Origin of the sequence: Pantoea sp. ME81 (assembly GCF_903970985.1) — a bacterium.
In the GTDB taxonomy this organism is placed as follows: Bacteria; Pseudomonadota; Gammaproteobacteria; order Enterobacterales; family Enterobacteriaceae; genus Pantoea; species Pantoea communis.
On record NZ_CAJCKS010000031.1, the window covers coordinates 1 to 25,516 of the forward strand.

20 protein-coding genes are annotated in these 25,516 nt (G+C 57.5%); 12 read left to right on the top strand and 8 right to left on the bottom strand.

Features of this window, described 5'->3' with window-relative positions:
• Positions 1-766, top strand: a 766-nt coding sequence (gene robA, locus H7A81_RS08135) for an MDR efflux pump AcrAB transcriptional activator RobA (RefSeq protein WP_182057206.1), incomplete at its 5' end; no start/stop codon positions are given.
• Positions 767-916: 150 nt separating this feature from the next.
• On the opposite strand, the gene gpmB is transcribed toward robA, so the two are convergent.
• On the bottom strand, positions 917-1,564 hold the full coding sequence (gpmB, locus tag H7A81_RS08140; RefSeq protein WP_166935882.1) for a 2,3-diphosphoglycerate-dependent phosphoglycerate mutase GpmB: 648 nt from the start codon (positions 1,562-1,564) through the stop codon (positions 917-919).
• 51 nt (positions 1,565-1,615) lie between these two features.
• Between gpmB and yjjX the strand changes: the two genes are divergently transcribed.
• Positions 1,616-2,134 carry an inosine/xanthosine triphosphatase gene (yjjX, locus tag H7A81_RS08145; RefSeq protein WP_160833988.1) on the top strand — a complete coding sequence of 173 codons (519 nt, stop codon included), beginning with the start codon at positions 1,616-1,618 and terminating at the stop codon, positions 2,132-2,134.
• Here the strand turns inward: yjjX and trpR are convergent, their stop codons facing one another.
• Both trpR and sltY read right to left on the bottom strand, forming a co-directional pair.
• Positions 2,135-2,458 carry a trp operon repressor gene (gene trpR, locus H7A81_RS08150; RefSeq protein ID WP_038649187.1) on the bottom strand — a complete coding sequence of 108 codons (324 nt, stop codon included), beginning with the start codon at positions 2,456-2,458 and terminating at the stop codon, positions 2,135-2,137.
• 44 nt (positions 2,459-2,502) lie between these two features.
• Positions 2,503-4,422, bottom strand: a complete 1,920-nt coding sequence (sltY, locus tag H7A81_RS08155) for a murein transglycosylase (protein ID WP_182057207.1) — start codon at positions 4,420-4,422, stop codon at positions 2,503-2,505.
• A 256-nt stretch (positions 4,423-4,678) separates the two neighbouring features.
• On the opposite strand from sltY, the gene atzF reads away from it, so the two are divergent.
• The 8 genes from atzF to urtE all read left to right on the top strand — a co-directional run bounded on the left by atzF (position 4,679) and on the right by urtE (position 16,440).
• A complete protein-coding gene (atzF, locus tag H7A81_RS08160) occupies positions 4,679-6,475 on the top strand; it encodes an allophanate hydrolase (protein WP_182057208.1) in 1,797 nt (598 codons plus the stop codon).
• A gap of 2 nt (positions 6,476-6,477) precedes the next feature.
• A complete protein-coding gene (gene uca, locus H7A81_RS08165) occupies positions 6,478-10,095 on the top strand; it encodes an urea carboxylase (RefSeq protein ID WP_182057209.1) in 3,618 nt (1,205 codons plus the stop codon).
• Positions 10,096-10,104: 9 nt separating this feature from the next.
• A complete protein-coding gene (locus H7A81_RS08170; protein WP_182057210.1) occupies positions 10,105-10,803 on the top strand; it encodes a GntR family transcriptional regulator in 699 nt (232 codons plus the stop codon).
• A gap of 28 nt (positions 10,804-10,831) precedes the next feature.
• Positions 10,832-12,100, top strand: coding sequence for an urea ABC transporter substrate-binding protein (urtA, locus tag H7A81_RS08175; protein ID WP_034826208.1), 1,269 nt, complete (start codon positions 10,832-10,834; stop codon positions 12,098-12,100).
• A 214-nt stretch (positions 12,101-12,314) separates the two neighbouring features.
• Positions 12,315-13,880, top strand: coding sequence for an urea ABC transporter permease subunit UrtB (gene urtB / locus H7A81_RS08180; RefSeq protein WP_182057211.1), 1,566 nt, complete (start codon positions 12,315-12,317; stop codon positions 13,878-13,880).
• Positions 13,880-14,956 carry an urea ABC transporter permease subunit UrtC gene (urtC, locus tag H7A81_RS08185; protein ID WP_160868556.1) on the top strand — a complete coding sequence of 359 codons (1,077 nt, stop codon included), beginning with the start codon at positions 13,880-13,882 and terminating at the stop codon, positions 14,954-14,956. Before urtB ends, urtC begins: the two co-directional genes overlap by 1 nt.
• Positions 14,949-15,740, top strand: a complete 792-nt coding sequence (gene urtD / locus H7A81_RS08190; protein WP_034826215.1) for an urea ABC transporter ATP-binding protein UrtD — start codon at positions 14,949-14,951, stop codon at positions 15,738-15,740. The genes urtC and urtD overlap by 8 nt, the downstream gene beginning before the upstream one ends.
• A 1-nt stretch (position 15,741) precedes the next feature.
• Positions 15,742-16,440 (top strand): urea ABC transporter ATP-binding subunit UrtE, encoded by a 699-nt coding sequence (gene urtE, locus H7A81_RS08195; protein WP_038649204.1) that lies wholly within the window; start codon positions 15,742-15,744, stop codon positions 16,438-16,440.
• Positions 16,441-16,532: 92 nt separating this feature from the next.
• Here the strand turns inward: urtE and H7A81_RS08200 are convergent, their stop codons facing one another.
• From H7A81_RS08200 to rbsK, 4 genes are all read right to left on the bottom strand, one after another.
• A complete protein-coding gene (locus H7A81_RS08200) occupies positions 16,533-18,119 on the bottom strand; it encodes a methyl-accepting chemotaxis protein (RefSeq protein ID WP_182057212.1) in 1,587 nt (528 codons plus the stop codon).
• Between the two features lie 164 nt (positions 18,120-18,283).
• A complete protein-coding gene (locus H7A81_RS08205) occupies positions 18,284-19,297 on the bottom strand; it encodes an aldose 1-epimerase family protein (RefSeq protein ID WP_182057213.1) in 1,014 nt (337 codons plus the stop codon).
• Positions 19,294-20,619: an L-fucose:H+ symporter permease gene (gene fucP, locus H7A81_RS08210; protein ID WP_166935897.1), complete on the bottom strand. Its 1,326-nt coding sequence runs from the start codon at positions 20,617-20,619 to the stop codon at positions 19,294-19,296. Before fucP ends, H7A81_RS08205 begins: the two co-directional genes overlap by 4 nt.
• A 9-nt stretch (positions 20,620-20,628) precedes the next feature.
• The gene (rbsK, locus tag H7A81_RS08215) at positions 20,629-21,546 is read right to left on the bottom strand and encodes a ribokinase (protein ID WP_182057214.1); all 918 of its coding nucleotides are present in this window, start codon (positions 21,544-21,546) and stop codon (positions 20,629-20,631) included.
• Between the two features lie 361 nt (positions 21,547-21,907).
• Between rbsK and deoR the strand changes: the two genes are divergently transcribed.
• Positions 21,908-22,672, top strand: coding sequence for a DNA-binding transcriptional repressor DeoR (gene deoR, locus H7A81_RS08220; RefSeq protein ID WP_182057215.1), 765 nt, complete (start codon positions 21,908-21,910; stop codon positions 22,670-22,672).
• Between the two features lie 2 nt (positions 22,673-22,674).
• Here the strand turns inward: deoR and H7A81_RS08225 are convergent, their stop codons facing one another.
• Positions 22,675-23,622, bottom strand: a complete 948-nt coding sequence (locus tag H7A81_RS08225) for a 2-hydroxyacid dehydrogenase (RefSeq protein ID WP_166935901.1) — start codon at positions 23,620-23,622, stop codon at positions 22,675-22,677.
• Positions 23,623-23,807: 185 nt separating this feature from the next.
• Here H7A81_RS08225 and ettA point away from each other — a divergent pair, with 185 nt between their 5' ends.
• Positions 23,808-25,475 carry an energy-dependent translational throttle protein EttA gene (ettA, locus tag H7A81_RS08230; RefSeq protein WP_182057216.1) on the top strand — a complete coding sequence of 556 codons (1,668 nt, stop codon included), beginning with the start codon at positions 23,808-23,810 and terminating at the stop codon, positions 25,473-25,475.
• Positions 25,476-25,516: the final 41 nt, after the last annotated feature.

Consider the following 25,516-nt stretch of genomic DNA (forward strand, 5'->3'; position numbering starts at 1 on the left):
GCGTATGTTCAAGGAAGTGACAAGCCACGCCATCGGCGCTTACATCCGCGCGCGTCGCCTGTCGAAAGCCGCTGTGGCCTTGCGCCTGACCAGCCGCCCGATCCTCGACATCGCTTTACAATACCGCTTCGATTCACAGCAGACTTTTACCCGTGCGTTTAAAAAGCAGTTTAATCAAACGCCCGCCTGGTATCGTCGCTCATCGGAATGGAACTCCTTCGGCATTCGCCCGCCGATTCGTCTGGACGATCACCACATGCCTGAGGCCACGTTTGTCACGCTGCCGGAAACGGTGCTGGTCGGGCAAACGCAGAGTTACACCTGTACGCTGGAGCAAATTTCCAGCTACCGTGACGAAATGCGCATCCATTTCTGGAAACAGTTCCTGCTGGAAACTGATACCGTGCCACCGGTGTTATACGGTCTGCATCAGGTACGTGCCAGCCATGAAAAGGATGATGAGCAGGAGATTCTCTACACCACGGCAGTGCCTGCCGATCAACAGGCATTGAGCATGCAGTCGAATCAAAATGTGATTCTCGAAGCCGGGGATTACGTGCAGTTCACCTATAACGGTGCGCGCAGCGCACTGGGTGAGTTCATTCTGCTGCTATACGGCACCTGTATGCCAACGTTGGGTCTGGTGCGTCGTCAGGGCCAGGATATTGAGCGTTTCTTCACGCATGGCGGTAAGAAACGCAGCGAGCCGCCAACGGAAATCCGTTGCGAATACCTGATTCCCATTCGCCCGCAGCAGAATCGCTGATATGAAAATGCCGTCATGATGACGGCATTTTTTTGGCTTCAATAACGGCAGATCGCCATAAATGGCGAGCTGACCCTTTTGCTGGGCAGGCAATCATTACCCCCACCCTTTACAGGCTGCGCATTGATGCGCACCGAAACCGAATGACGCTTAACGCTGCAATTCGTCCAGCGCAGGCGCGTCCAGATGCGACACATCACCTGCCGTCTCGACCACCCAACCTGCAGCCAGCCACGCGCTCTGTTGATGATCCACGCGTGAAATAGAGCAGTTGCGCAGGCGCAGACGGCGCTCAGCGTGCGCCGGCAATCCCAATAGCGTACTCACTAACACGCCTAACGCCATACCGTGGCTGACAATCAACGGACGGCTGCCCGCTGGCAGTTCGAGCAACGCGTTCAGCGCTTCGTGCATGCGCGTCGCCATCTCCAGCATCGATTCACCGCCAGGGATGCGGCCGTCTTGGGTGCCATCCACCAGCGTTTTACGCCAGCTCTCCTCTTCCGGCGTTAAGCCATCAAGGGGGCGCTGTTCGAGACAGCCCATATTCAGCTCACGCAAACGTGCATCAACCGTGACCTTACAACCGCAGGCATCCGCGATGATCTCGGCGGTGCGGCGCGTGCGGCCTAAATCGCTCGCAATCACATGAGTGATGCCCTGCGATTTCATCCGTTCACCCACTTGTTGGGCCTGTTGCTCACCTTTTTCCGTCAGCGGACTGTCGGATTGACCTTGAATGCGTCGGGCCGCATTCCATACCGTTTCGCCGTGACGAACAAGATAGACCTGTAGCATGCTTAATTTCCGTTATACTGCGACAAATTTGCCTTGAGGGTTCAAACAATTATGTACCACGTTGTCGCAGCCACCATCAACCCGGCAAAAATCCGCGCGATTGCTCAGGCGTTCAACGACGTCTTTGGTGAAGGATCCTGCCATATTGAAGGGGTCGAGGTCGAGAGCGGCGTTGCCGCACAGCCGTTAAGCGATGTCGAAACGCGAACTGGCGCACGTACCCGCGTGGCAAATGCGCGTTTGCAGCGTCCTGAATCTGACTACTGGGTCGCGATTGAGGCCGGTATCGAAGGCGATTGTGCCTTTGCATGGATGGTGATTGAAAACGCCCAGCAGCGCGGCGAATCGCGCTCCGCCAGCTTCACCTTGCCGCCGATTGTCATGGCGGGCTTAGCCGCCGGACACGAACTCGGTCACGAAATGGCGCGCTTAACTGGCGTTGATAATATCAAGCAGAAAGGCGGTGCTATCGGTGCGTTTACCAACGGTCTGTTGAGCCGCTCCAGCGTTTACCACCAGGCGCTGATACTGGCACTCTGCCCGTTCACCCATCCGCTGTATCAGCAGTAATTAATGGCGGCCTAAGCGCGCTTCCAGCCAGCGTTTCAGCTCGGGAGGCGCTTCTTTCAGACTGTTAGATCCACGCGTGATGGTGGCGATACCGACGCCCAGCTCATTCTTCAGCTCGCGCTGGCTCATGTCGCCGTTCATCAGCTCTTCGATAATGCGCAGGCGTGTGCCAAACGCTTCACGTTCATCGGGCGTCATCATCAGTTGCAACAACGGCAACGACACACCATCCGCGAAAGCGTTTTGCATTAAATCGATAAAACGCAGCCAGTTATCTTCAACAGGCTGAGCCGCATCCGGCTGGGAAGAAAGAGGTTGGCTCATGAAGGGCTTCCGTACTCATTAGCGAGTACGGAAGCATAGCACAGCTAGTAACGGCGATTCCACTCGCCATCGGCGAGAATCTTATCCGGCTTGCCCATGAAGTAACGGTAGTAGGCGTCATACGCCAGCACGTTTTTCACGTAGCCGCGTGTTTCTGAGAACGGAATGGTTTCGATAAACGCCACTGCATCCAGTTTGCCACCGCTGTTATTCAACCAGCTGCGTACCCTGCCCGGCCCGGCATTGTAGGCCGCCGAGGAGAAGATGCGGTTCTGATCGAACTGCTGATAGACGTACTCCAGATACTGGGTGCCAATCTGGATATTGGTCTGCGGATCCAGCAGTTGGCTGCTGTTCACATAGCCGGGGATGTTATACATCTTCACGGTATGGCTGGCCGTTGATGGCATCACCTGCATCAAACCGCTGGCACCGACCGGCGAACGCGCTTTCGGATTCCACGCACTCTCCTGGCGGGAGATCGCCATGGCATAGCTCTGCGGAATACCTTTATCGCTGGTGTATTGCTGATACAGATTGCGCCACGCCAGCGGGAAACGCTCTTTCAGGCTATCCCACATTTTCGCGGTGATAGTGGCCTGCACACTGAGATCCCACCAGTCCTGCTCGTTGGCGTAACGCGCCAGCATCTGTTGCTGCGAATGGGTCTTGCTGGAGATCAGATTGGCCCACTCACTGCGCGCCAGGTTATCCAGCCCCCAATACATCAGCTCACGCACGCGAGCCAGTTCTGGCCCCTGCACCACCGAGCTGTCTGCCGCCGGAGCCTGATCGATCTGCAACGGATATTCCACGCCGAGACGTTGCGCCGCCACCATCGGGTAGAAACCACGAGCCTGCATCAGCTTACGCAGAATCTCATCGGCTTCTTCTTTGCGCCCCTGAGAAATCAGCAGATCGGCCTGCCAGTACTGCCACTCATCTTTCTCTTTGGCTTCAACCGGTAAACGGGCGATCCAGGTATTCAGTCCACGACGATCGTTCTGACTGAGCGCCAGACGCACGCGACGCTCCACCAGCGCGGTGGATTCACTGTTCATCACCACTGCATCACGCCAGCGCGCCTGCTCGGAGGTCAGATCGGCGCCCATCATACGCCACACAACAGTTTCCTTCAGATCCTGCTCTTCCGCCGGGCTCATTTTCTGCGCCTGCACCAGTTGCGGGATCATCATGCGCGCATTATCCATGTCTTCACGCGCGACGCGAGCAAAGGCATAACTGGTGGCCATACGAGTGAAATCGGTCGGACCGAGGCTGCTGGCAAAAGTGGTGACGGTCTGCGGATTTTGCTGCAACGCAATCAGCGCGCTGGAGGTGGTCTGGTAATCCGCGGGCAGCATTTTGGCCAGATAATTCACCAGACTGTCGTTGCCGGCTTTCATCGCCAGGCGAATACGTTCGAGAATGGTAATCGGCGACATCTGACCGGACGCTTGCCACACCGAGAACAGCTGATCGCAGTCATTCGGCAACGCGGAACCGCGCAGCCAGATCGATTTCGCGCCATCAAACGCCACCTGCTGCTGGCCGGTAGCCCACTTGGCGTAATACCAGTTACAGCGCGCCTGCACCGGTTTGGGCTCATCCGGGCTAAAGCTCAGCACGCCCTGCCAGTCCTGACGATGTGCCAACACGTTGACGAAGCGTGTCGAGAGTGAACGCGCCGGTGGCAGCGTTGGATATTGCTGAATGAAATTCTTCACCGCCAGCGGTGTCTCTTGATCGAGATCCTGCGCCAGCAAACGGTATTGCAGATACGGATAGAGCGGATAATCCTGCAGCGTTGGCATCAGCTGCGAGACCTGGTCCATTTGATTGTTATCCCAGGCTTGTTTGATTTGCGCATAGCGCTGTCTTTGTTGATCCAGCGAATCGGCCCACACGCTGCTGGCCGTGCTGACCAGACAGATCCCTATCATCCAGTTACGCCACTTCTCCACTCTGCTCTCCTCTCTGCTGCGATCCAGCTCATGCCAGACTTAACTCATGCTAACCAGGCCAACGGTCTCTTGCCATGTTCTTCACAAAATTTACGCAGGCGCACCGTGATTGCACACCGTCTGCGCTGTGACTGTGCAAATTATCATCACAAAATCTTATGTCATATCAATTATCTACAGCTATTCATTTACTTACAAAAATGGCACGCGCTTTGCTCTATTGAATTCCATCTTGTATACCAGTTGGAATTCACTCATGGCAGCAACCTTCGGATACACGCTTCAGGATTGGCAACACCGCTATCAGCAGGACCCACAGTGCATCAGCACCTTGTTGGCAGCACACCTCGACGCCATCGACCAGCAGGATAACGCCTGGCTGTATGTCGCTTCGCCCGCACAGCTGCAGGCGCAAATTGAACCCTTGCTGGCCAGTTACTTGCGCAATCCCACTGCACTGCCGCTGTTTGGCGTGCCGTTTGCGGTGAAAGACAATATCGATGTGGCAGGCTGGCCGACCAGTGCCGCCTGTCCGGCCTTAACCTATACGGCTGAATCTGATGCCTTTGTGGTCGCACAGCTTAAAGCGGCCGGTGCGGTGGTGATCGGCAAAACCAACCTCGACCAATACGCCACTGGGTTAGTCGGCACGCGTTCTCCGTTCGGTGCGGTAAGCAACACCTTTAACCCCGAGTATGTTAGCGGTGGTTCCAGCTCCGGTTCTGCTTCGGTGCTGGCGCGCGGCCTGGTGGGCTTCTCGCTGGGCACCGATACCGCCGGTTCCGGTCGCGTCCCGGCAGGTTTTAACAACATCGTCGGTCTGAAACCGACCAAAGGCTGGTTTTCGGCCAGCGGCGTAGTGCCTGCTTGCCGTTTGAATGACACCATCTCCGTCTTCGCTCTGACGGTGGAAGATGCCTTCACCGTTGCCACCGCCGCAGGCGGTTACGATGCGGGAGACGCCTACTCACGCAACAATCCGCACACCGCGCCTGCCAGCTTTAAGGCTCGACCTGATTTCGCCATTCCTGCCACGCCTGAATTCTTTGGTGATAAGCAGGCCGAAGCAGCCTGGTTACGTGCACTGGAGCAACTGCAAGCGGGCGGCGCGACGCTGCACCCTATCGACTTCACCGCATTCCACCAACTGGCGGAACAGCTTTATTACGGCCCGTGGGTTGCCGAGCGCACTGTCGCTGTCGGTGAGATGATCAATCGCCCGGAAGAGATGGACCCGGTGGTGTACGGTATTGTCAGCAGTGGCCTGAAATACACCGCCGTCGAGGCTTATCAGGCGGAATACCTGCGCGCTGAGCTGACGCGTCAAATCCAGCAAACCCTGGCGCAGTTTGATGCGCTCGTGGTGCCGACCTCGCCAACCATTCACACGCTGGAAGAGATGAAGCAGGAGCCGGTGCATTACAACTCGCAGTTTGGCACCTACACCAACTTCACTAACCTTGCTGACCTTAGCGCACTGGCGCTGCCTGGTCCGTTCCGCGCCGATGGCCTGCCTGCGGGCATCACGCTGATTGCGTCTGCCTGGCAGGATCGCGCGCTGGCAGGCTTCGGCATTCAGTGGCAACAGCAGATGGCGCTGACGTTAGGCGCGACCGGCAAAGCTCAGCCCGCTCAATACACCGCATTCCCGGTGTCTGCCGATCACGTACGCGTGGCAGTGGTCGGTGCGCACCTCACCGGCATGCCGCTGAATTTCCAGCTCACCACCCGCAATGCGGTGTGGGTGGAAGAGACACAAACCGCCAGTCACTACCGCCTGTTTGCCCTGCTCGATGGTCCGATCAAAAAACCCGGCCTGCTGCGCGGTGACAGCGGTGCCGCCATCACCGTGGAACTGTGGGATATCCCACTCGCGCGCTTTGGCGAATTCGTGGCGGAAATCCCGGCACCGCTCGGCATTGGATCTCTGACGCTGGCTGATGGTCGCGTGGTGAAAGGCTTTATCTGTGAACCGGCAGTGCTGTCGCAGGCGCTGGAAATTACCGAATTTGGCGGCTGGCGCAACTGGCTGGCCTCTCAGGGGAGTAAATAACCATGTTCAGCACCGTCCTGATCGCTAACCGTGGCGAAATCGCCTGCCGTGCGATTCGCACCCTGAAGCGCCTCGGCGTGAAAAGCGTCGCCGTTTACTCCGATGCCGACCGTAACGCGCGCCATGTCAAAGAAGCCGATGTGGCAATTGCCCTCGGCGGTGACAAAGCCAGCGACAGCTATTTGCGCATCGATAAAATTCTGGCTGCTGCTAAAGAGACCGCCGCAGAAGCCATCTGGCCGGGCTACGGCTTTCTCTCCGAAAGCCTGCCGTTTGCCGCCGCCTGTGAAGAGGCGGGGATTGCATTTGTTGGTCCGACGGCGCAGCAGATTGGCGAGTTTGGCCTGAAGCACCGCGCGCGTGAACTGGCGGCTAGCGCAGGTGTGCCGATGACGCCTGGCACACCGCTGCTCAACTCGCTGGAAGAGGCGCTCAGCGCGGCAGAAAACATCGGTTATCCGGTGATGCTAAAAAGCACGGCGGGCGGCGGCGGTATTGGCTTAACCCGCTGTGACGACGCCGATGCGCTGCGCAATGCATGGGAGAGCGTACGTCGTCTCGGCGAACAGTTTTTCAGTGATGCAGGCGTGTTCCTGGAGCGCTTTATCGACCGCGCGCGCCACGTTGAAGTGCAGATTTTTGGTGACGGCAGCGGCAAAGTGATTGCCCTCGGTGAGCGTGACTGCTCATTACAGCGTCGCAACCAGAAAGTGGTGGAAGAGACCCCGGCACCGAACCTGCCGCAGGCGACGCGTGAGGCGCTGCTCTCATCGGCCGTGCGTCTGGGCGAGTTAGTGAGCTATCGCAGCGCCGGTACCGTGGAATACATCTACGACGCCGAACAGGACGCGTTCTACTTCCTCGAAGTGAACACCCGTTTACAGGTGGAGCATCCGGTGACGGAGTGTGTCACCGGGCTCGATCTGGTGGAGTGCATGCTGCAAGTCGCCGCCGGTGATGCCATCGACTGGGCGCGACTGCAGCAGGCCCCCAAAGGCGCATCGATTGAAGTGCGTATCTATGCTGAAGATCCACTGAAAAACTTCCAGCCAAGTCCCGGCACCCTGACCGGCGTCAGTTTCCCGGATGGCGTGCGCGTCGATGGCTGGATCGATACCGGCACCGAAGTCTCAGCATTTTACGATCCGATGATTGCCAAACTGATTGTTCACGCCGACACGCGTGAAGCGGCGCTGGCAAAAATGCAGCAGGCGCTGGATGCCACGCAGCTGCACGGCATCGCCACCAACCTCGATTATCTGCGCCAGATTGTGGCCACCGAAGCGTTCAGCAGCGGCAAAGTCTGGACGCGTTTCCTCGACAGCTTTACGCCGTCCGCCAGCGTGATTGAAGTGCTGCAACCCGGCACCTTCAGCAGCATTCAGGATTTCCCTGGCCGCCTGGGCTATTGGGATATTGGCGTGCCACCTTCAGGCCCGATGGATGACTTCGCTTTCCGCCTCGCAAACCGCATTGTCGGCAACCACGACAGCGCCGCCGGGCTGGAATTTACTTTGCAAGGCCCGACACTGCGTTTTCACAGCGACGCAGTCATTGCCCTGACCGGCGCAGATTGCCCGGCAGAACTGGATGGCGCAAGCCTCGATTACTGGCAACCAATCAGTGTAAAAGCAGGCCAGACGCTGACGTTAGGCCGTGCGCAAAGCGGTTGCCGCACCTATTTAGCGGTGCGCAACGGCTTCGATGTGCCGGAATATCTGGGCAGCCGTTCTACCTTCTCACTCGGCCAGTTTGGCGGTCATGCCGGACGCACCCTGCGCATCGCCGATATGCTGCCGATCTCCCAGCCGCTGCTGGCCGCCTGCACCACGCCCGCGCCGATCAGTGAACCGCAAGCGCTCGATCACGCGCTGGTGCCGCACTATGGCAACGAATGGCGCATCGGCGTGCTGTACGGCCCGCACGGCGCGCCGGATTTCTTCACCCAGGCTGCCATCGACGAGTTCTTCGCCAGCGACTGGCAGGTGCACTACAACTCCAACCGTCTCGGCGTGCGTTTAGTCGGGCCAAAACCGACCTGGACGCGTGCTAACGGCGGCGAAGCCGGGCTGCACCCGTCTAACGTGCACGATTGTGAATACGCAATTGGCGCGGTGAACTTTACCGGTGACTTCCCGGTGATCCTGACCCATGACGGCCCGAGTCTTGGTGGCTTCGTCTGTCCGGTGACGATTGCCAAAGCGGAGCTGTGGAAAGTCGGTCAGGTAAAACCGGGCGACCGCATTCGCTTCCACCCGATCAGCGCCGACGAAGCGGTGGCGCTGGAGAAAGCCCAGGCGCACAGCGTGGAAACTCTGCGCAGCACTCATGCGCCAGCCTTTGAGGTTCCCTCACTGGCGGCCAGTAACATCGGCTCTGCGACCTTGCTGGCCGCACTGCCCGCCACAGACACCACGCCTGCTGCCGTGTATCGCCAGGCCGGGGATAAATATGTGCTGATTGAGTACGGCGACAACGTGCTGGATCTGGCGCTGCGTCTGCGTGTGCACCTGCTGATGAATGCGCTGCGTGAACGTGCGGTGCCCGGCGTCGAAGAGCTATCACCCGGCGTTCGCTCCCTGCAGGTGCGCTATGACAGCCTGATCCTCAGCCAGAAACAGCTGATGAATCTGCTGCTGGAACTGGAAGCCGGACTCGGTGATGTCAGCCAGCTGAAAGTGCCTTCGCGCATCGTCTGGATGCCAATGGCATTTGAAGACAGCGCCACGCTCGGTGCGGTTGAGCGTTATCAGGAAACCGTGCGCGCTACCGCGCCATGGCTGCCGAACAACGTTGATTTTATTCAGCGCATTAATGGGCTGGAGAGTCGCGAAGCGGTGCGCGACACCATTTTCGATGCCAGCTATTTGATCCTCGGCCTGGGCGATGTCTATCTCGGTGCGCCTTGCGCGGTACCGATCGACCCACGCCATCGCCTGCTCAGTTCCAAATACAGCCCGGCACGTACCTTTACCGCCGAAGGCACGGTCGGTATTGGCGGCATGTACATGTGCATCTACGGCATGGATTCACCCGGTGGCTATCAGCTGGTGGGCCGCACGCTGCCAATCTGGAACAAATTCCTCAAGAACGACCAGTTTGCGGCGGATGAGCCATGGCTGCTGCACTTCTTCGATCAGGTGCGCTTCTATCCGGTGACCGAGGACGAACTCACGCAACTGCGCGATGACTTCCGCGAAGGCCGCGCCACGGTACGTATCGAAGAGACGCTGTTTGATTTCGCTGCCCACCAGCAATTCCTCGCTGAACACGCCGACTCGATTGCCGACTTCCGTCAGCGCCAGTCAGCTGCCTTCGAACAGGAAGTGACGCTGTGGGCACAGGAAGAGCAGAACGCGCCGCTGACCAGTGAAGAGACGCTGATGGCCCCGGAAGCCGACGAAGATGCGCTAGCGGTCTGTGCCGATATGAACGGCAACATCTGGAAAGTGCTGGTGCAGCCAGGTGACGCGGTGGAAGCCGGTCAGACGCTGATCATCGTCGAAGCCATGAAAATGGAACTGGCGATTGTCGCGCCGCAGGCCGGCACGGTGAAACGCATTGCCTGTCAGGCAGGACGTCCGGTGAGTCCGGGCGACACCCTGCTGTGGCTGGAATAAGGAGATCGCATGCATCAAAGCCCACGCAGCAAAGGCCGCCCGGAAGCGCTGGCGGAGAAGGTTTATCAGGCATTGAAACAGGACATTTTTGAGTTTCGTTTGATGCCCGGTGACCGCTTTAGCGAAAACGAAATCGCCGATCGGCTCGACGTGAGCCGCACGCCGGTACGTCAGGCGCTGTTTTGGCTGGAGCGCGAGGGCTATGTCGAAGTGTGGTTCCGCAGCGGCTGGCAGGTGAAGCCGTTCGACTTCGAATACTTCGAAGAGCTGTACGACTTCCGCACCGTGCTGGAGCGCGAAGCAGTGCGCCGCCTGTGCGCGCTGCCGCCGCTGGCCTGTGCGGAAATCCTGAACGAACTGACAGGTTTCTGGATCGATGCGCCACGCCTGGAGGATGGCAAAGCGGTGTCGGCGCACGACGAAGCCTTTCATATGGCGCTGGTAGCCGCCGCGGGCAATCAGGAGATGGCACGCATCCACGCCGAACTGACCGAAAAGATCCGCATCATCCGTCGTCTCGACTTTACCCGTGACGACCGGGTAGATGCGACATACCGCGAACACGCTCAGATTTTACGGGCGATTTTCCAGCAACAAACCGAGGAGGCACAACGCATTTTAACCGACCACATTGCCGTCAGTAAGGCAGAGGTCAGAAAGATCACATTGCATATGTTACAGCAGGCCCGGCTTCAACCCATTGAATAAAAACACTAACACATTTAGAGGGTTAACGATGAAAAGACGTTCGTTGCTAAAAGCTTTTGCGCTCTCCGCCACCGTGGCCAGTTTGGGCTTTACCTTTGGTGCCCAGGCCGCTGATACCATCAAAGTCGGCATCATGTCGTCGCTTTCCGGCACCATGGCGATCTCCGAGACGCCGCTGAAAGACGTGGCCCTGATGACCATTGATGAAATCAACGCCAAAGGCGGCGTGCTGGGCAAAAAGCTGGAACCGGTGGTGGTCGATCCGGCGTCTAACTGGCCGCTGTTCGCGGAGAAAGCGCGTCAGCTGTTAACACAGGATAAAGTCGCGGCGGTGTTCGGCTGCTGGACTTCGGTCTCACGTAAGTCAGTGCTGCCGGTGTTTGAAGAGCTGAACGGCCTGCTGTTCTATCCGGTGCAGTATGAAGGCGAAGAGATGTCGCCAAACGTGTTCTACACCGGTGCGGCACCCAACCAGCAGGCGATTCCGGCGGTGGAATACCTGATGAGCGAAGACGGCGGCAGCGCCAAACGCTTCTTCCTGCTGGGTACCGATTACGTCTACCCGCGTACCACTAACAAGATTCTGCGCGCCTTCCTGCACACCAAAGGCATTCAGGATAAAGACATCGAAGAGGTCTATACGCCGTTTGGCTACAGCGACTATCAGACCATCGTTTCTAACATTAAGAAGTTCTCTGCCGGTGGCAAAACGGCCGTGATCTCCACCATCAACGGTGACTCCAACGTGCCGTTCTACAAAGAGCTGGCTAACCAGGGCATTAAAGCCACGGATATTCCGGTGATCGCCTTCTCTGTCGGGGAGGAAGAGTTGCGCGGCATTGATACCAAACCGCTGGTCGGTCAGTTAGCCGCGTGGAACTACTTCGAATCGGTGGATAACCCAACTAACGCGAAATTCGTGGCGGATTACCGTGCTTATGCCAAAGCGCACAACCTGCCGAACGCAGGCACCGTGGTCACCAATGACCCGATGGAAGCGACTTATGTCGGCATCCATATGTGGGCGCAGGCGGTAGAAAAAGCGGGTACCACCGATGTGGACAAAGTGCGTGCGGCGATGGCCGGACAGACCTTTAAAGCGCCGGACGGTTTCACGCTGACCATGGATAAAACCAACCACCATCTGCACAAGCCCGTGATGATCGGCGAAGTGGAAGAGAACGGTCAGTTCAACGTGGTGTGGCAGACCGATAAGCCAATCCGCGCTCAGCCCTGGAGCCCGTACATCGCCGGTAATGATAAGAAGCCGGATTATCCGGTGAAATCGACGAAGTAATACGCAAAATGCGCGCTGATGCCCGATCTGGCTCTGTAATGGAACCAGGGTAAAGGCATCAGCCGCCGGATCTTCTCTGGCAAAGCATGGGAGAGGATGCCGAATGTGATTAACAGCGTTCTTTGCTGGATCGGTCCCCTCTCTCGCTTACTGGAGAGGGTTAGGGTGAGGTCATCAACCGCCCCCAAGCCCAACGACATACAGGATCATCATCATGACAATCCGCCGTTATCTTTGCTGTCTGCTGCTGCTCCTGCCGTGGCTCGCCCAGGCGGGCGATGGCGCGGATTTCGCCGCCGCCAGCCGCACTGAACAGGCCAACCTGCTGCAACAATGGGCGGCCACCCCGCAGGCCAGCCGCTTGCCGCTGCTGCAGGCGCTGCGTAACGAAAGCATGGTCATCGACCAAAATAAACAGCCGTTCAGCAAGCAGGATGACAAACTCATCCCGCTGGATCGCGCACAACAGCCGACGGGTGAGACCAAAAAGCTGTTTATGAACAACCGGCTACGCGTGTTAATCGCCAGCGCCCTCGCCGCCCACCAGCTGGTGAGCGAGGATCCCGCGATTCGCCTGCGTGCCGCCCAACAGTTGCAAAACGACGGTGCCGCCGATCAGTTGCCGCTGATCGAACAGCGTCTCGCCGTGGAAAAAGACACTCAGGTTCACGCCGTGCTCGTCATGGCCGCCGCCAATCTGCAACTTGCCAGCCCGGATGCCCGCATGCGCCTCAAAGCCGTCACGCTGCTCGGTGAGTCCAGCGACCCGAATATGCAGGCCAGCCTCAATCGCTTAACGCAGGCCAGCAACGAACCCGATGCGCAGGTGCGCGCCGCGGCCACGGAGAGCCTGCAACAAATCAAACATCGCCTGATGTGGGGCGATCTCTTCGGTCAGGCGTTTACCGGCCTGTCACTCGGCTCGATCCTGCTGCTAGCCGCGCTGGGTCTGGCGATCACTTACGGCCTGCTTGGCGTGATCAACATGGCGCACGGTGAGATGCTGATGCTCGGTGCGTACGCCACCTGGTTTGTACAAAACCTGTTCCAGCAGTTCGCACCACAGTGGCTGGCGTGGTATCCGCTGCTGGCGCTGCCTGTGGCATTCCTGATCACCGCGAGCATTGGCATGCTGCTGGAGCGCACCATCATTCGTCATTTATACGGCCGCCCGCTGGAAACCCTGCTCGCCACCTGGGGCATCAGTCTGATGCTGATCCAACTGGTGCGTGTGCTGTTTGGCGCACAGAACCTGGAAGTGGCTAACCCAGGCTGGCTGTCTGGCGGCTGGCAAGTGTTGCCTAACCTGGTGCTGCCGTACAACCGTATTGCGGTGATCCTGTTTGTGTTTGCGGTACTCGGCCTGACCTGGCTGCTGCTCAATAAAACGCGTCTGGGCCTGAGCGTGCGCGCCGTGACGCAAAATCGCGCGATGGCCGATTGCTGCGGCGTGCCAACCGGACGCATCGATATGCTGGCGTTTGGTCTGGGCTCTGGCATTGCTGGACTGGGCGGCGTGGCGCTGTCGCAGCTCGGCAACGTCGGCCCGGAACTGGGACAGGGTTACATCATCGACTCTTTCCTGGTGGTGGTGCTTGGCGGCGTGGGGCAGCTGGCGGGCACCGTGGTAGCGGCCTTTGGCCTGGGCATCCTTAACAAAGTGCTGGAACCGCAGATTGGTGCGGTACTGGGTAAAATCCTCATCCTCGTGCTGATCGTACTGTTCATTCAGAAACGTCCACAGGGCCTGTTTGCCTTCAAAGGGAGGGTAATAGACTGATGAGCCAACCCCTGACGTTAACGCTGACGCGCAAAGCGCCGCGCCTCAGTATCAGCCTCGGCATCGTGATCTCCTTGCTGCTGCTGGTGCTGCCGTTCTGCGCCCTATTACCCGCCACGCATCCGCTGGCGATCTCCACTTACACGCTGACCTTGATCGGCAAAATCCTCTGCTACGCCATCGTCGCGGTAGCGCTGGATCTGGTATGGGGCTATGCCGGATTGCTGTCTCTTGGACATGGTCTGTTCTTCGCATTAGGCGGCTATGCGATGGGCATGTACCTGATGCGCCAGGCATCGGGCGAGGGCTTACCGGCCTTTATGTCGTTCCTGTCGTGGAATGAGCTGCCGTGGTTCTGGGCCGGCACGCAACATTTTGCCTGGGCGCTGTGTCTGATCATGCTCGTGCCGGGTTTGCTGGCGCTAGTGTTCGGTTACTTCGCCTTCCGCTCAAAAATCAAAGGCGTTTACTTCTCGATCATGACGCAGGCGCTGACCTATGCCGGCATGCTGCTGTTCTTCCGTAATGAAACTGGCTTTGGCGGTAACAACGGTTTTACCGGCTTCACCACCCTGCTCGGCTTTAACGTCACCGCCACCGGCACGCGCATTGGACTGTTCGTCGCCACCGTGCTGCTGTTGTTAATCAGCCTTGGCATTGGCTTCGCACTGGCGCGCAGTAAGTTTGGGCGGGTGTTGACGGCGGTACGCGATGCCGAAAACCGCCTGATGTTCGTCGGTTACGACCCTAAAGGCTTCAAGCTGTTTGTCTGGACGCTGTCGGCGGTGTTGTGTGGTCTTGCGGGCGCGCTGTATGTGCCGCAGGTCGGCATTATCAATCCCAGTGAAATGTCGCCGACCAACTCGATTGAGGCGGCTATCTGGGTGGCACTCGGCGGGCGCGGCACCTTAATTGGCCCGCTTTTAGGGGCCGCGATTGTGAACGGGGCCAAAAGCTGGTTCACCGTCGCCTTCCCGGAATATTGGCTGTTCTTCCTCGGCCTGATGTTTATCCTCGTCACGCTGTTCCTGCCGCGTGGTGTGATTGGCCTGCTGCGCCGGAGGCGTGATGACTGAGCAACTGTTTACCCAACCCCATCCCGCCGATCGCCATCGCGATCAGAGCGATCCGGTGCTGCAACTGGAGAAGATCAACGTCTCATTCGATGGCTTCCGCGCGCTCACCGATCTGTCGCTGAAGATCGGCGTCGGTGAACTGCGCTGTGTGATTGGCCCCAACGGCGCGGGCAAAACCACGCTGATGGACGTGATCACCGGCAAAACGCGTCCCGATAACGGGCAGGTGATCTATGACCAGGACACCGATCTCACCCGCATGTCGTCGGTGGAGATCGCCCGGGCCGGCATTGGCCGCAAGTTCCAGAAACCCACGGTTTTTGAAGCGCTCACCGTATTCGAAAATCTGGAAATCGCGCTGAAAAACGATAAGTCGGTGTGGGCTAGTTTGCGTGCACGGCTTAACGGCGAACAGCAGGATCGCATCGATGAGGTGCTAAAACTGCTGCGGCTGAGCGGTGAGCGCCAGCGCAAAGCGGGCTTGTTGTCGCACGGTCAGAAGCAGTTTCTTGAAATCGGCATGTTGTTAGTGCAGGACCCGCATCTGCTACTGCTCGACGAACCCGCGGCGGGTATGACCGACGCGGAAACCGAGTACACCGCCGAGCTGTTCCGCAGTCTGGCAGGCAAGCATTCGCTGATGGTGGTGGAACACGACATGGGTTTTGTCGAGACGATTGCCGATCACGTCACAGTACTGCATCAGGGCCAGGTGCTGGCAGAGGGATCGTTACGCGAAGTGCAGGCGAATGATCGGGTCATCGACGTTTATCTGGGGCGCTAAGATGCTGCAAGTATCCGAACTGAATCAATATTATGGCGGCAGCCATATTCTGCGCGGTCTTTCGTTTGAAACGAAACCGGGCGAAATTACCTGCCTGCTGGGCCGCAACGGCGTGGGTAAAACCACGCTGCTGAAATGCCTGATGGGGCTGATCCCGGCGAAATCCGGTGAGATTCGCTGGCAGGATAAGGTGATCAACAGCCGTAAGCCGCATCAGCGTGTGCAAGCGGGTATTGCTTATGTGCCGCAGGGCCGCGAAATTTTCCCGCGCCTGACGGTGGAGGAGAATCTGCTGATGGGGCTGGCACGCTTCTCGGGATCGCAGTCCAAATCCGTGCCCGAGGAGATTTACCAGCTGTTCCCGGTGCTGCGCGAAATGAAGGCCCGACGCGGCGGCGATCTGTCCGGTGGGCAACAGCAGCAACTGGCGATCGGTCGTGCGCTGGCGTGCAAACCACAGCTGTTGATCCTGGATGAGCCCACCGAAGGGATCCAGCCGTCGGTGATCAAGGAGATTGGCGCAGTGATCCGTCAGTTGGCCCAGCGTGGTGATATGGCGATCCTGCTGGTGGAGCAGTTTTACGATTTCGCCGCCGAGCTGGCCGATCAGTATCTGGTGATGTCACGCGGTGAGATCGTGCAACGCGGCGCGGGATCCAATATGGAAGCAGAAGGCGTGCGCGGATTAGTGGCGATTTAACTTTTAACTGTAGAGTGCACGAAAAGGGCGCCATTGATGGCGCCCTACGACTCAATACCTATCGGTGTAACGGCGTAGTTTGTTGCGCGACGTTACTGAGCCGGCTTCGACTCCAACTGGAATACGCTGATATTCTCCACCAGCGAGCCGACCTGCTGATTCAGCGCGCGTGCCGATTGGGCGGACTGCTGCGACAGCGTGGCGTTCTGCTGGGTGGCGGCATCCATATGCGTCACCGCCAGGTTCACCTGCTCAATACCCACGCTCTGCTCCGCGCTAGCGGATGAGATGTTCTCCATCAGCTCGCACAGCTGCTTCACGCTCTCGACAATCTCCTGCATCGACGATCCCGCGCCTTTCACCAGCGTGTTGCCCTGCGCAATCAAACTCACTGAACGATCGGTCAGACCACGAATATCACGCGCTGCAGAAGCGGAGCGCTGTGCCAGCGCACGCACTTCCGACGCTACCACCGCAAAGCCACGCCCATCATTCCCAGCGCGTGCCGCTTCGACTGCGGCATTGAGTGCCAGAATATTGGTCTGGAACGCGATGCCATCAATCACCGTCACGATCTCGTTGATCTCACGCGAGAACTGGTGGATCTCGCCCATTGCCACCACCACTTTTTCCACCACCTCGCCGCCCTCGCCGGCGCGCTGGCGGGTATCACGCGCGATATCGCTGGCATGGCGTGCGTTCTCGGCATTGTTTTTCACCACGGAAGTCAGCTGCTCCATTGAAGCTGCGGTCTCTTCCAACGCACTGGCCTGCGCTTCGTTGCGCGCCGACAACTCGCGGCTGCCGTGTGCGACCTGATCGGTGGTGTCGGCAATCGCTTCGGTGCCGGAACGCACCCCCGTGACAATGCGCGTCAGGTTGTGGTTCATATCACGCAGCGCCGCCATCAGCTGTGCCGTTTCGTCGCGTCCTGAAACCTCAATCTGGGTGCGCAGGTCACCCGCCGCCACAGTTTTCGCTACGTTAATTGCCTGCTTCAGCGGACGCGTGATGCTCTGCACCAGCCAGGCCGTAATGCACACACCAACCAGCAAGATACAGCCCATCGCGATCAGCAGCAGCATGCGGGTTTTCTGGTAATGGGCGAGGTTGTTGGCTTCTATCTCCTGATGCATCTGCTGCGCGCGTTTCAGCGTGGCAGCCACCAGATCGTCGATTTGCTGTGTCGGTGCGCGGTCGATACCGGTGACCAGATGGTCAACGCGTGCCGCACTGTTAATATCGCTGATACTGTAGTTTTCCAGCGCCGCCAGATATTTGCTCTCCAGCCCGGCATGCACCGCGCGCGCCTGTTCCACGGGAGCGTCAGGTAACCCCAGCGACGTCTGAATCTGGCTCAGCTTACTCAGCAGCGCCTGCGTTTGCTGGCTCTCTTTCAAAAACGCCTTTTTGTACTTATCGAAGGTCTCCTGCCCTTGGGTGCCGCGCAACAGGGTATTTTTCCACTCCTGTACCTGTATCTTGAACTGCACCTGCGCACTGCGCGCGGTGTCGATGCTGTCGGCAATCAGGACTTCACGTGCCATCACGTCCTGATTGTTTTCCAGCGCCTGCATATTGACTTGCAGTCCGTGCAGTCCCATCAACAATGTGGCGAGCAACAGCAGCGTGGCGAGAAAACCCAGCCGCTGGCCAATTTTAAACTGATTGAGCTTCATAAATCTGAACCCTGGTAAAGAGAGAGGAGAACCAATGTGACGAATGTCGCAGGGGTTATCGTCATACAGGGCAGTTGGCTTTATAGGATTGGCAAGGATATTGCGTGACAGTTTCGTGAATAGCGAAGCGGTAAAAATTGAGGCGGCACAAGGGCCGCCAGTGATTACAGAATGCCGGTCTCGACGCTGAAATGTCGCTTCTCGCCGGGAGCCAGCTCAATCAAGGTTCCAGCACGCTGTGCCGCCTTAAATCCTTCAGGCCGACAAGTTGAGGGCAGCACGTAAGCCGCCACCTGCTGATCGTGATTGTGCAGCAGCCAGCGTGTGGCGTGGGGGAACTGTCGGCTATCGAAGCGCGTCATCAAGGCATAGCCTTCCGGGGCATGCAGTTCGAACTGCACCTCGTTGCCGTATTGCGGCAGATTATCGGCAAAAAACACGATTTCCGGATCGCACATCTCCGGTTGATCTAGCTGCTGCAATGCCTGGGGATCGCGCGCCAGCCGATCAGTGTACGCGGTCCACTGGGGCGTTGGTTTCACATGTGCCGGGATCGAGGTGCGTAACTTGAACGCATCCTGCGGGATCGACTGCTTAAAGCGGCCATTGGCCAGCCAGGCGCTGTTCAGATGGCACATGTACTGCAGCGGCATCGGCGCGCCCGCCAGATTGGTGACGTTCATCTCAATCTGCAAGCGCGGCGCGTTAGCGTGCAACCGCACCGCTGGAGAAGCCAGATAGTGATGACCAAAACCTTTCACATATTCGGTTTCCCCTTCCAGAGAAACGCGATCTTGCTCCAGCACGATCCACGCGCTGTCCATACGTGCGCAGGCCATTTCACCGTGCAGCGCATGTTCGTCATCGGGCGCAGGACAGCCGTTCGCCAGCAATCCAGAGTGGAAGGCAAAACAGCCGTAAGTATCGATAATCGAACTGCCTGGCAGCGGCTGCTTAAAGCTGTGCCCCATGGTGAGGGAATGGCCATCGAAGGTCGCATCCCACACCATTTGACCGTAAAACGGCAGCACAATTACCTTGCCGCGCTGGTTGCTGATACGCACCGCTTCGACACCCGCCGGATAGCGAAACAACTCGACGTGGAAATAGTCATTGTGCAACAGCGTGCTGGGCGTTTCATGAAACTGTTCACGACGCAGCGGTAATCGGGTTTTCATGGCATCTCCTCAACCAGACGACCTGCCTGCATCGCCTGATTTTTATGGCGCAGTTCGCCCCAGAAATAGAAACCCACCCACGCAAAGCACAACAGCGACACGCCAAACGCCAGTTGCATCGATCCGAGATGATCAGAGGCGAATCCCTGTATAGCCGGGATAAACGCCGCACCCACAATCGACATCACAATAAACGCGCCTGCCACTTCGGTGTACTTGTTATCCACTGTGGCTAACGTGCCGGCATAGATAGTGGCCCAGCAGGGCCCAAACAGCACGCTGACAAACACTGCTGCGTACACGGCGGTAAAGTTTGGCACAAACATCACCCACGCGAGGGTGATCACGCCCAGAATCGAGTAGGCAATCAGCACTTTTTCCGCACGGAAGCGCGTCATCAGGAAGTTGGCGACAAACTTGCCGATAAAGAAGCAGATAAAGCTGTAAATCATAAAGTTAGAGGCGTGACGTTCGTTCGTTGCCCCCAGCGTCAATGCCAGACGGATGGTGAAGGACCACACCGCCACCTGCATCCCGACATAGAGGAATTGCGCTACGATGCCACGTTTGAAGTGACGATTACCCGCCAGATAGCGGAAGGTTTCACCCAGCGAGGGCAATGACTTCTCACTGGATTCCGGCTTGCAACGTGGATAGCGGGTGAACAGAAACAGCAGCATCACCACCACTAACACCATCACCAGATATTTGTAGGGTTCCAGCGTGTGCTCCAGCATGCTAAGACGGAAAGCGTGGGCCTGCCCGGCGTTCATGCCCGCCATCTGCGCATGCAGGCTTTCACCATCCTGAAACACCAGATATTTACCCAGCACGATGCCCATCAGCGCACCAATCGGATAGAACGTCTGGCTGATGTTAAGACGGAGCGTGGCGTGATCGCGGTGACCAATCATCGAGCTGTAGGTGTTGGCGGCCGTTTCGAGGAAGCTGAGGCCAATGGCGATGGCGAAGATCGCCGCGAGGAACATGGTGTAAGTCGCCATATGTGACGCCGGATAGAACAGCACGCAACCGACGATATACAGCACCAATCCCATCAATATCGCCAGCTTGTAAGTGGCTTTGCGGATCACCAGCGAGGCGGGAATCGCGATCAGGAAGTAGCCACCGTAAAAGGCACTCTGCACCAGCGCACTGGCAAAATCGCTCAACGCAAATACGCTTTTGAATTGCGTAATCAGGATATCGTTTAAGCTCGCGGCACAACCCCACAATGGGAACAGGCACGAGAGCAAAATGAACTGAAACAGTGGCGTCTTATTCAGATAGCCGTCAGATTGCTGAACAATGTTCTGTTGCATGACTCGACCTCAGTTTAGGTTGAGAAAACGCTGGAAGGTTTCCGCGTCCGGGTAGGAACGTTGCGTGCCGCGTCCAGTGACGCTGCAGGCGGCATAGGCCGAGGCTTGCGCCATCGCCGTAGGAATATCGCCGGTCTTCACCAGCGTGTGCGCAAAGCAGCCGATAAAGGCATCACCGGCACCGCTGGTGTCCACCGCCTTCACTGACGTTGGCGCGACCTGATGCAGCGTGTCGCCCGCCATCCACAGTGAACCGCGCGCACCCAAGGTGATAATCAGGTTTTTGAGGCCGCGCTTGAGCAGCGTCTGGCCTGCACGGATCACTTCATCATCGGTTCCGACCGGCATGCCGGTGAGGATCTCCAGTTCGGTTTCGTTAGGCATAAAAAAGTCGCACTTGCAGGCGTAATCGATATCGAGATTCGCCACTGCCGGCGCCGGGTTGAGGATCACTTTGATGTCGTGCTGACGGGCAAAATCAATCGCGTAATAAACGGTTTCCAGCGGGATTTCGAGTTGCAGGATAATCAGTTGGCACGCTTTCAGCCCCTCGGCCGCCGCATCAATATCGGCCGGTTTGAGCTGCTGGTTGGCGCCTTTGATGATCAGAATGCGGTTCTGCGATTGATCATCAACAAAGATCGGCGCCACGCCGCTGGAAGTGCCCGGCGCGGTGGTGACAAATTGGGTATCGACGCCCTGTTGTTTCAGGTTCGCCACAGTGTTCGGCGCAAACAGATCGTCACCCACTTTGCTCACCATCATCACGCTGCCGCCCATTTTCGCCGCGGCCACCGCCTGATTTGCGCCTTTGCCACCACAGCCGATGGCGAAATCAGGTGCTTCCAGCGTTTCGCCCGCTTTCGGCATCTGATTGGTGTAGGTAATGAGGTCCACCATATTTGACCCAATAACCGCGATATCCATTGTTTACTCCCCGGTGAATTTTTAGCATTTAAATGTTATTTAAATCACACTAGCAGGTATACAAAGTGATCTGTGTGACAAAATTCACATCCTGAGCAGCGTATGAAAACGATTTTTCTGACAGAAAAGCCCGCACTGATGTTATTATTTTAACAAAACAACATCAGCGCCGTTGACGCTTTCAGCGCGGTGTGGGAAGTTTGCGGGGCGATTTCATTACAGGTAAGATTGAAAAACTGCCGGCTAGATAAGTCGCAAATCATTAAAATATGAGAGATTTACCTTGGTTTGTCGGTGGCGCTTCTCTCGCGCCGACGGGTAAACTTTTCCCCCTCAGGATAGCCATAACACAGAGATGCTCATGGAAACCCGGCGCGAAGAACGTATTCATAAGCTGGCGCAAGCACTGAAGCGCACCGATAAGCTGCACCTGAAAGATGCGGCGCAACTGTTGGGCGTCTCAGAGATGACTATTCGTCGCGATCTGACTGAGCCAGCTTCGACGGTGGTCCTGCTCGGGGGCTACATTGTCAGCGATCCGAAAAGCCATGCCGGGCACTATTTCGTCTCCGACCAGCACGGGCAAAACGCCGCACGCAAACAGCGCCTGGCGCAGGCCGCAGCCAGTTTGATCAGCGAAAATGACACGGTGTTTTTCGACTGTGGCACCACCCTGCCTTATATCGTGGATGCAATTCCGGACACGCTGGCGTTCACCGCGATTTGCTGCGCCATGAACACCTTCCTCGCGCTGAAAGAGAAACCCGCCTGTAATGTGATATTGAGTGGCGGCGAGTTTCATGCCGATAACGCGCTGTTTACGCCGATTGGCGCGCACTCGATCCTCGACGATCTCTGCCCGACGCTGGCCTTTATCTCAGCCGCGGGGATCGATCCGGAACAGGGCGCAACCTGCTATAACATCAATGAGCTAGCGATGAAACATCACGCCATGCTGCGTTCGCGCACGCGCGTGTTAGTGGCGGACAGCAGCAAATTTGGCAAAGTGCTGCCCGCGCGCATTGGCGAGCTACGCCGTTTTGATTTACTGGTGAGTGACAGCGCGCCAGAACCGGCGCTGAAGAGCTGGCTGGCGCAACAGAACATCCCGCTGCGCCTGCCTTAAAATTATGCCTTGCGATCGATCACCGCGTCGCCGTCGCGCAGACGGCGCAAGTTATCGCAGATTCCTTTGATAATTCCCTTCATTGAGACATCGGTGACGCCGCCAATGTGTGGCGTCGCGATCACGTTATAGCGGAACACCGGATCTTGTGGATCGGGTGGTTCCTGCCAGAACACATCCAGCCCGGCTCCAGCCAATTTTTTTGTCTCCAGCGCTGCCAAAAAGGCCTGTTTCTCGATCAGTCCACCGCGTCCCAGGTTGATCAGGAAGCTGTCTGGTTTCATCTGCGCCAACGCATCGGCATTAATGATGTTATGCGTCGCCGCATTGTCAGGCAGACTGAGCACGACAAAATCGGCTTGCTGCAACAGTTCCGGCAGCTGCGCCATATTGCCGACCCAGTCGAGTTGATGTTGACGCGCAAAAGCTTCATCCGCTTCACGTTTTACCCCGATCATGCGCATACCAAACGGAGCAAGTCGCTTCGCCAAAGCTTTACCGATGCCGCCCAGCCCCACCAGCCCCACGGTTTTGCCCATCAGGCCTAAGCCAATGGGTTGACCCAGTCTCTGCTGCGCCAGGCAATCGGCGATCTCATGCTGGCGACGTGCCAGGCCAATCATCATCCAGATCCCCAATTCCGCCACCGAATCGGCATTACCGGAATGGTCGGAGGGAACATTCGCCACCATAATGCCGGCCTTTTTGGCCGCTTCAAGATCGACACCTTCGAGCCCGACACCCGCCTGCTGCACCAGCTTCAGGCGATCGGCCGTGGCGATCAGTCGGGCATCCACCCGGCACATACCAGGAATTAGCGCATCAAAACCGGCCAGACTCTCCGCCGCATGGCCCGCCGAGGCAATAAACTCCATATCCGGTAACGTCTGACGAATGGCCGGAATTAATCCGCCCCAGGCATGTTCATCTGCAGCAATCAGCACTTTCATCGAACCCCCTCCGTTTTCCAGGCAAAAAAGCAGCATAGCGACTGTTGAGTGAGAATCAATCAGTTATCCCCTGTTCAACCCCACTCCAGAAGATTCAACGCCATGCGGCTGTGATTGCCAGGTGAAAACGGCTAAACTTCAGCATCTGAGGTTCCACCATTCACAGACCAGAGGCTCATTACAACGTGGCTCAATTCGTCTATAGCATGCATCGCGTCGGCAAAGTGGTTCCGCCGAAGCGTCACATTCTGAAGAACATCTCTCTTAGCTTCTTCCCAGGCGCCAAAATCGGTGTACTCGGCCTGAACGGCGCGGGTAAATCCACCCTGCTGCGCATCATGGCCGGTATTGATACCGATATCGAAGGGGAAGCACGCCCACAACCGGGCATTAAAGTCGGCTATCTGCCGCAGGAACCCAAACTCAATCCAGAGCACACCGTGCGTGAATCTGTGGAAGAGGCGGTTTCTGAAGTGGTTGGTGCGCTGAAGCGTCTCGACGAAGTGTACGCACTGTACGCCGATCCTGATGCCGATTTCGATAAACTGGCTTCCGAACAAGGTCGTCTGGAAGAAGTGATTCAGGCGCACGATGGCCATAACCTCGACACCCAGCTGAACCGTGCTGCTGATGCGATGCGTCTGCCAGACTGGGATGCCAAAATTGGCAACCTGTCCGGTGGTGAGCGCCGCCGCGTCGCGCTGTGCCGCCTGCTGCTCGAAAAGCCAGACATGCTGCTGCTCGACGAACCGACCAACCACCTGGATGCAGAATCCGTGGCCTGGCTGGAACGTTTCCTGCACGACTTTGAAGGCACCGTGGTGGCGATCACGCACGACCGTTACTTCCTCGATAACGTTGCAGGCTGGATTCTGGAGCTGGACCGCGGTGAAGGTATTCCGTGGGAAGGTAACTACTCTTCCTGGCTGGAGCAGAAAGATCAGCGTCTGGCGCAGGAAGCTTCTTCTGAAGCGGCGCGTCGTAAGTCGATTGAAAAAGAGCTGGAGTGGGTACGCCAGGGCGCGAAAGGCCGTCAGTCTAAGGGCAAAGCCCGTCTGGCGCGTTTCGAAGAGCTGAACAACACCGAATACCAGAAACGTAACGAAACCAACGAATTGTTCATTCCACCAGGTGCGCGCCTCGGCGACAAAGTGCTGGAAGTGACCAACCTGAGCAAATCGTATGGCGACCGCGTACTGATCGACGATCTGACCTTCTCGGTGCCGAAAGGCGCGATTGTCGGCATCATCGGCCCGAACGGTGCCGGTAAATCGACCCTGTTCCGCATGATGTCCGGTCAGGAACAGCCCGATTCTGGCACCATCGAGCTGGGCGAAACCGTCAAGCTGGCGTCTGTGGACCAGTTCCGTGACGCGATGGACAATTCGAAAACCGTGTTTGAAGAAGTGTCAGGTGGTCAGGACATTATGCGCGTCGGCAACGTTGAGATGCCAAGCCGTGCCTATGTCGGCCGCTTCAACTTCAAAGGCACCGATCAGGGCAAACGCGTTGGCGAGCTGTCCGGTGGTGAGCGTGGTCGTCTGCACCTCGCGAAACTGCTGCAGGTTGGCGGCAACCTGTTGCTGCTCGATGAACCAACCAACGACCTGGACATCGAAACCCTGCGCGCGCTGGAAAACGCCCTGCTGGAGTTCCCAGGCTGTGCCATGGTGATCTCGCATGACCGTTGGTTCCTCGACCGTATCGCCACCCACATCATCGATTATCAGGATGAAGGTAAGGTGGAGTTCTTCGAAGGTAACTTTACCGAGTACGAAGAGTACAAGAAACGCACCCTCGGCGCTGACGCGCTGGAGCCGAAGCGTATCAAGTACAAGCGTATGGCGAAGTAATTGTTATGATGTGAAAAAGGCGCCGATTGGCGCCTTTTTTA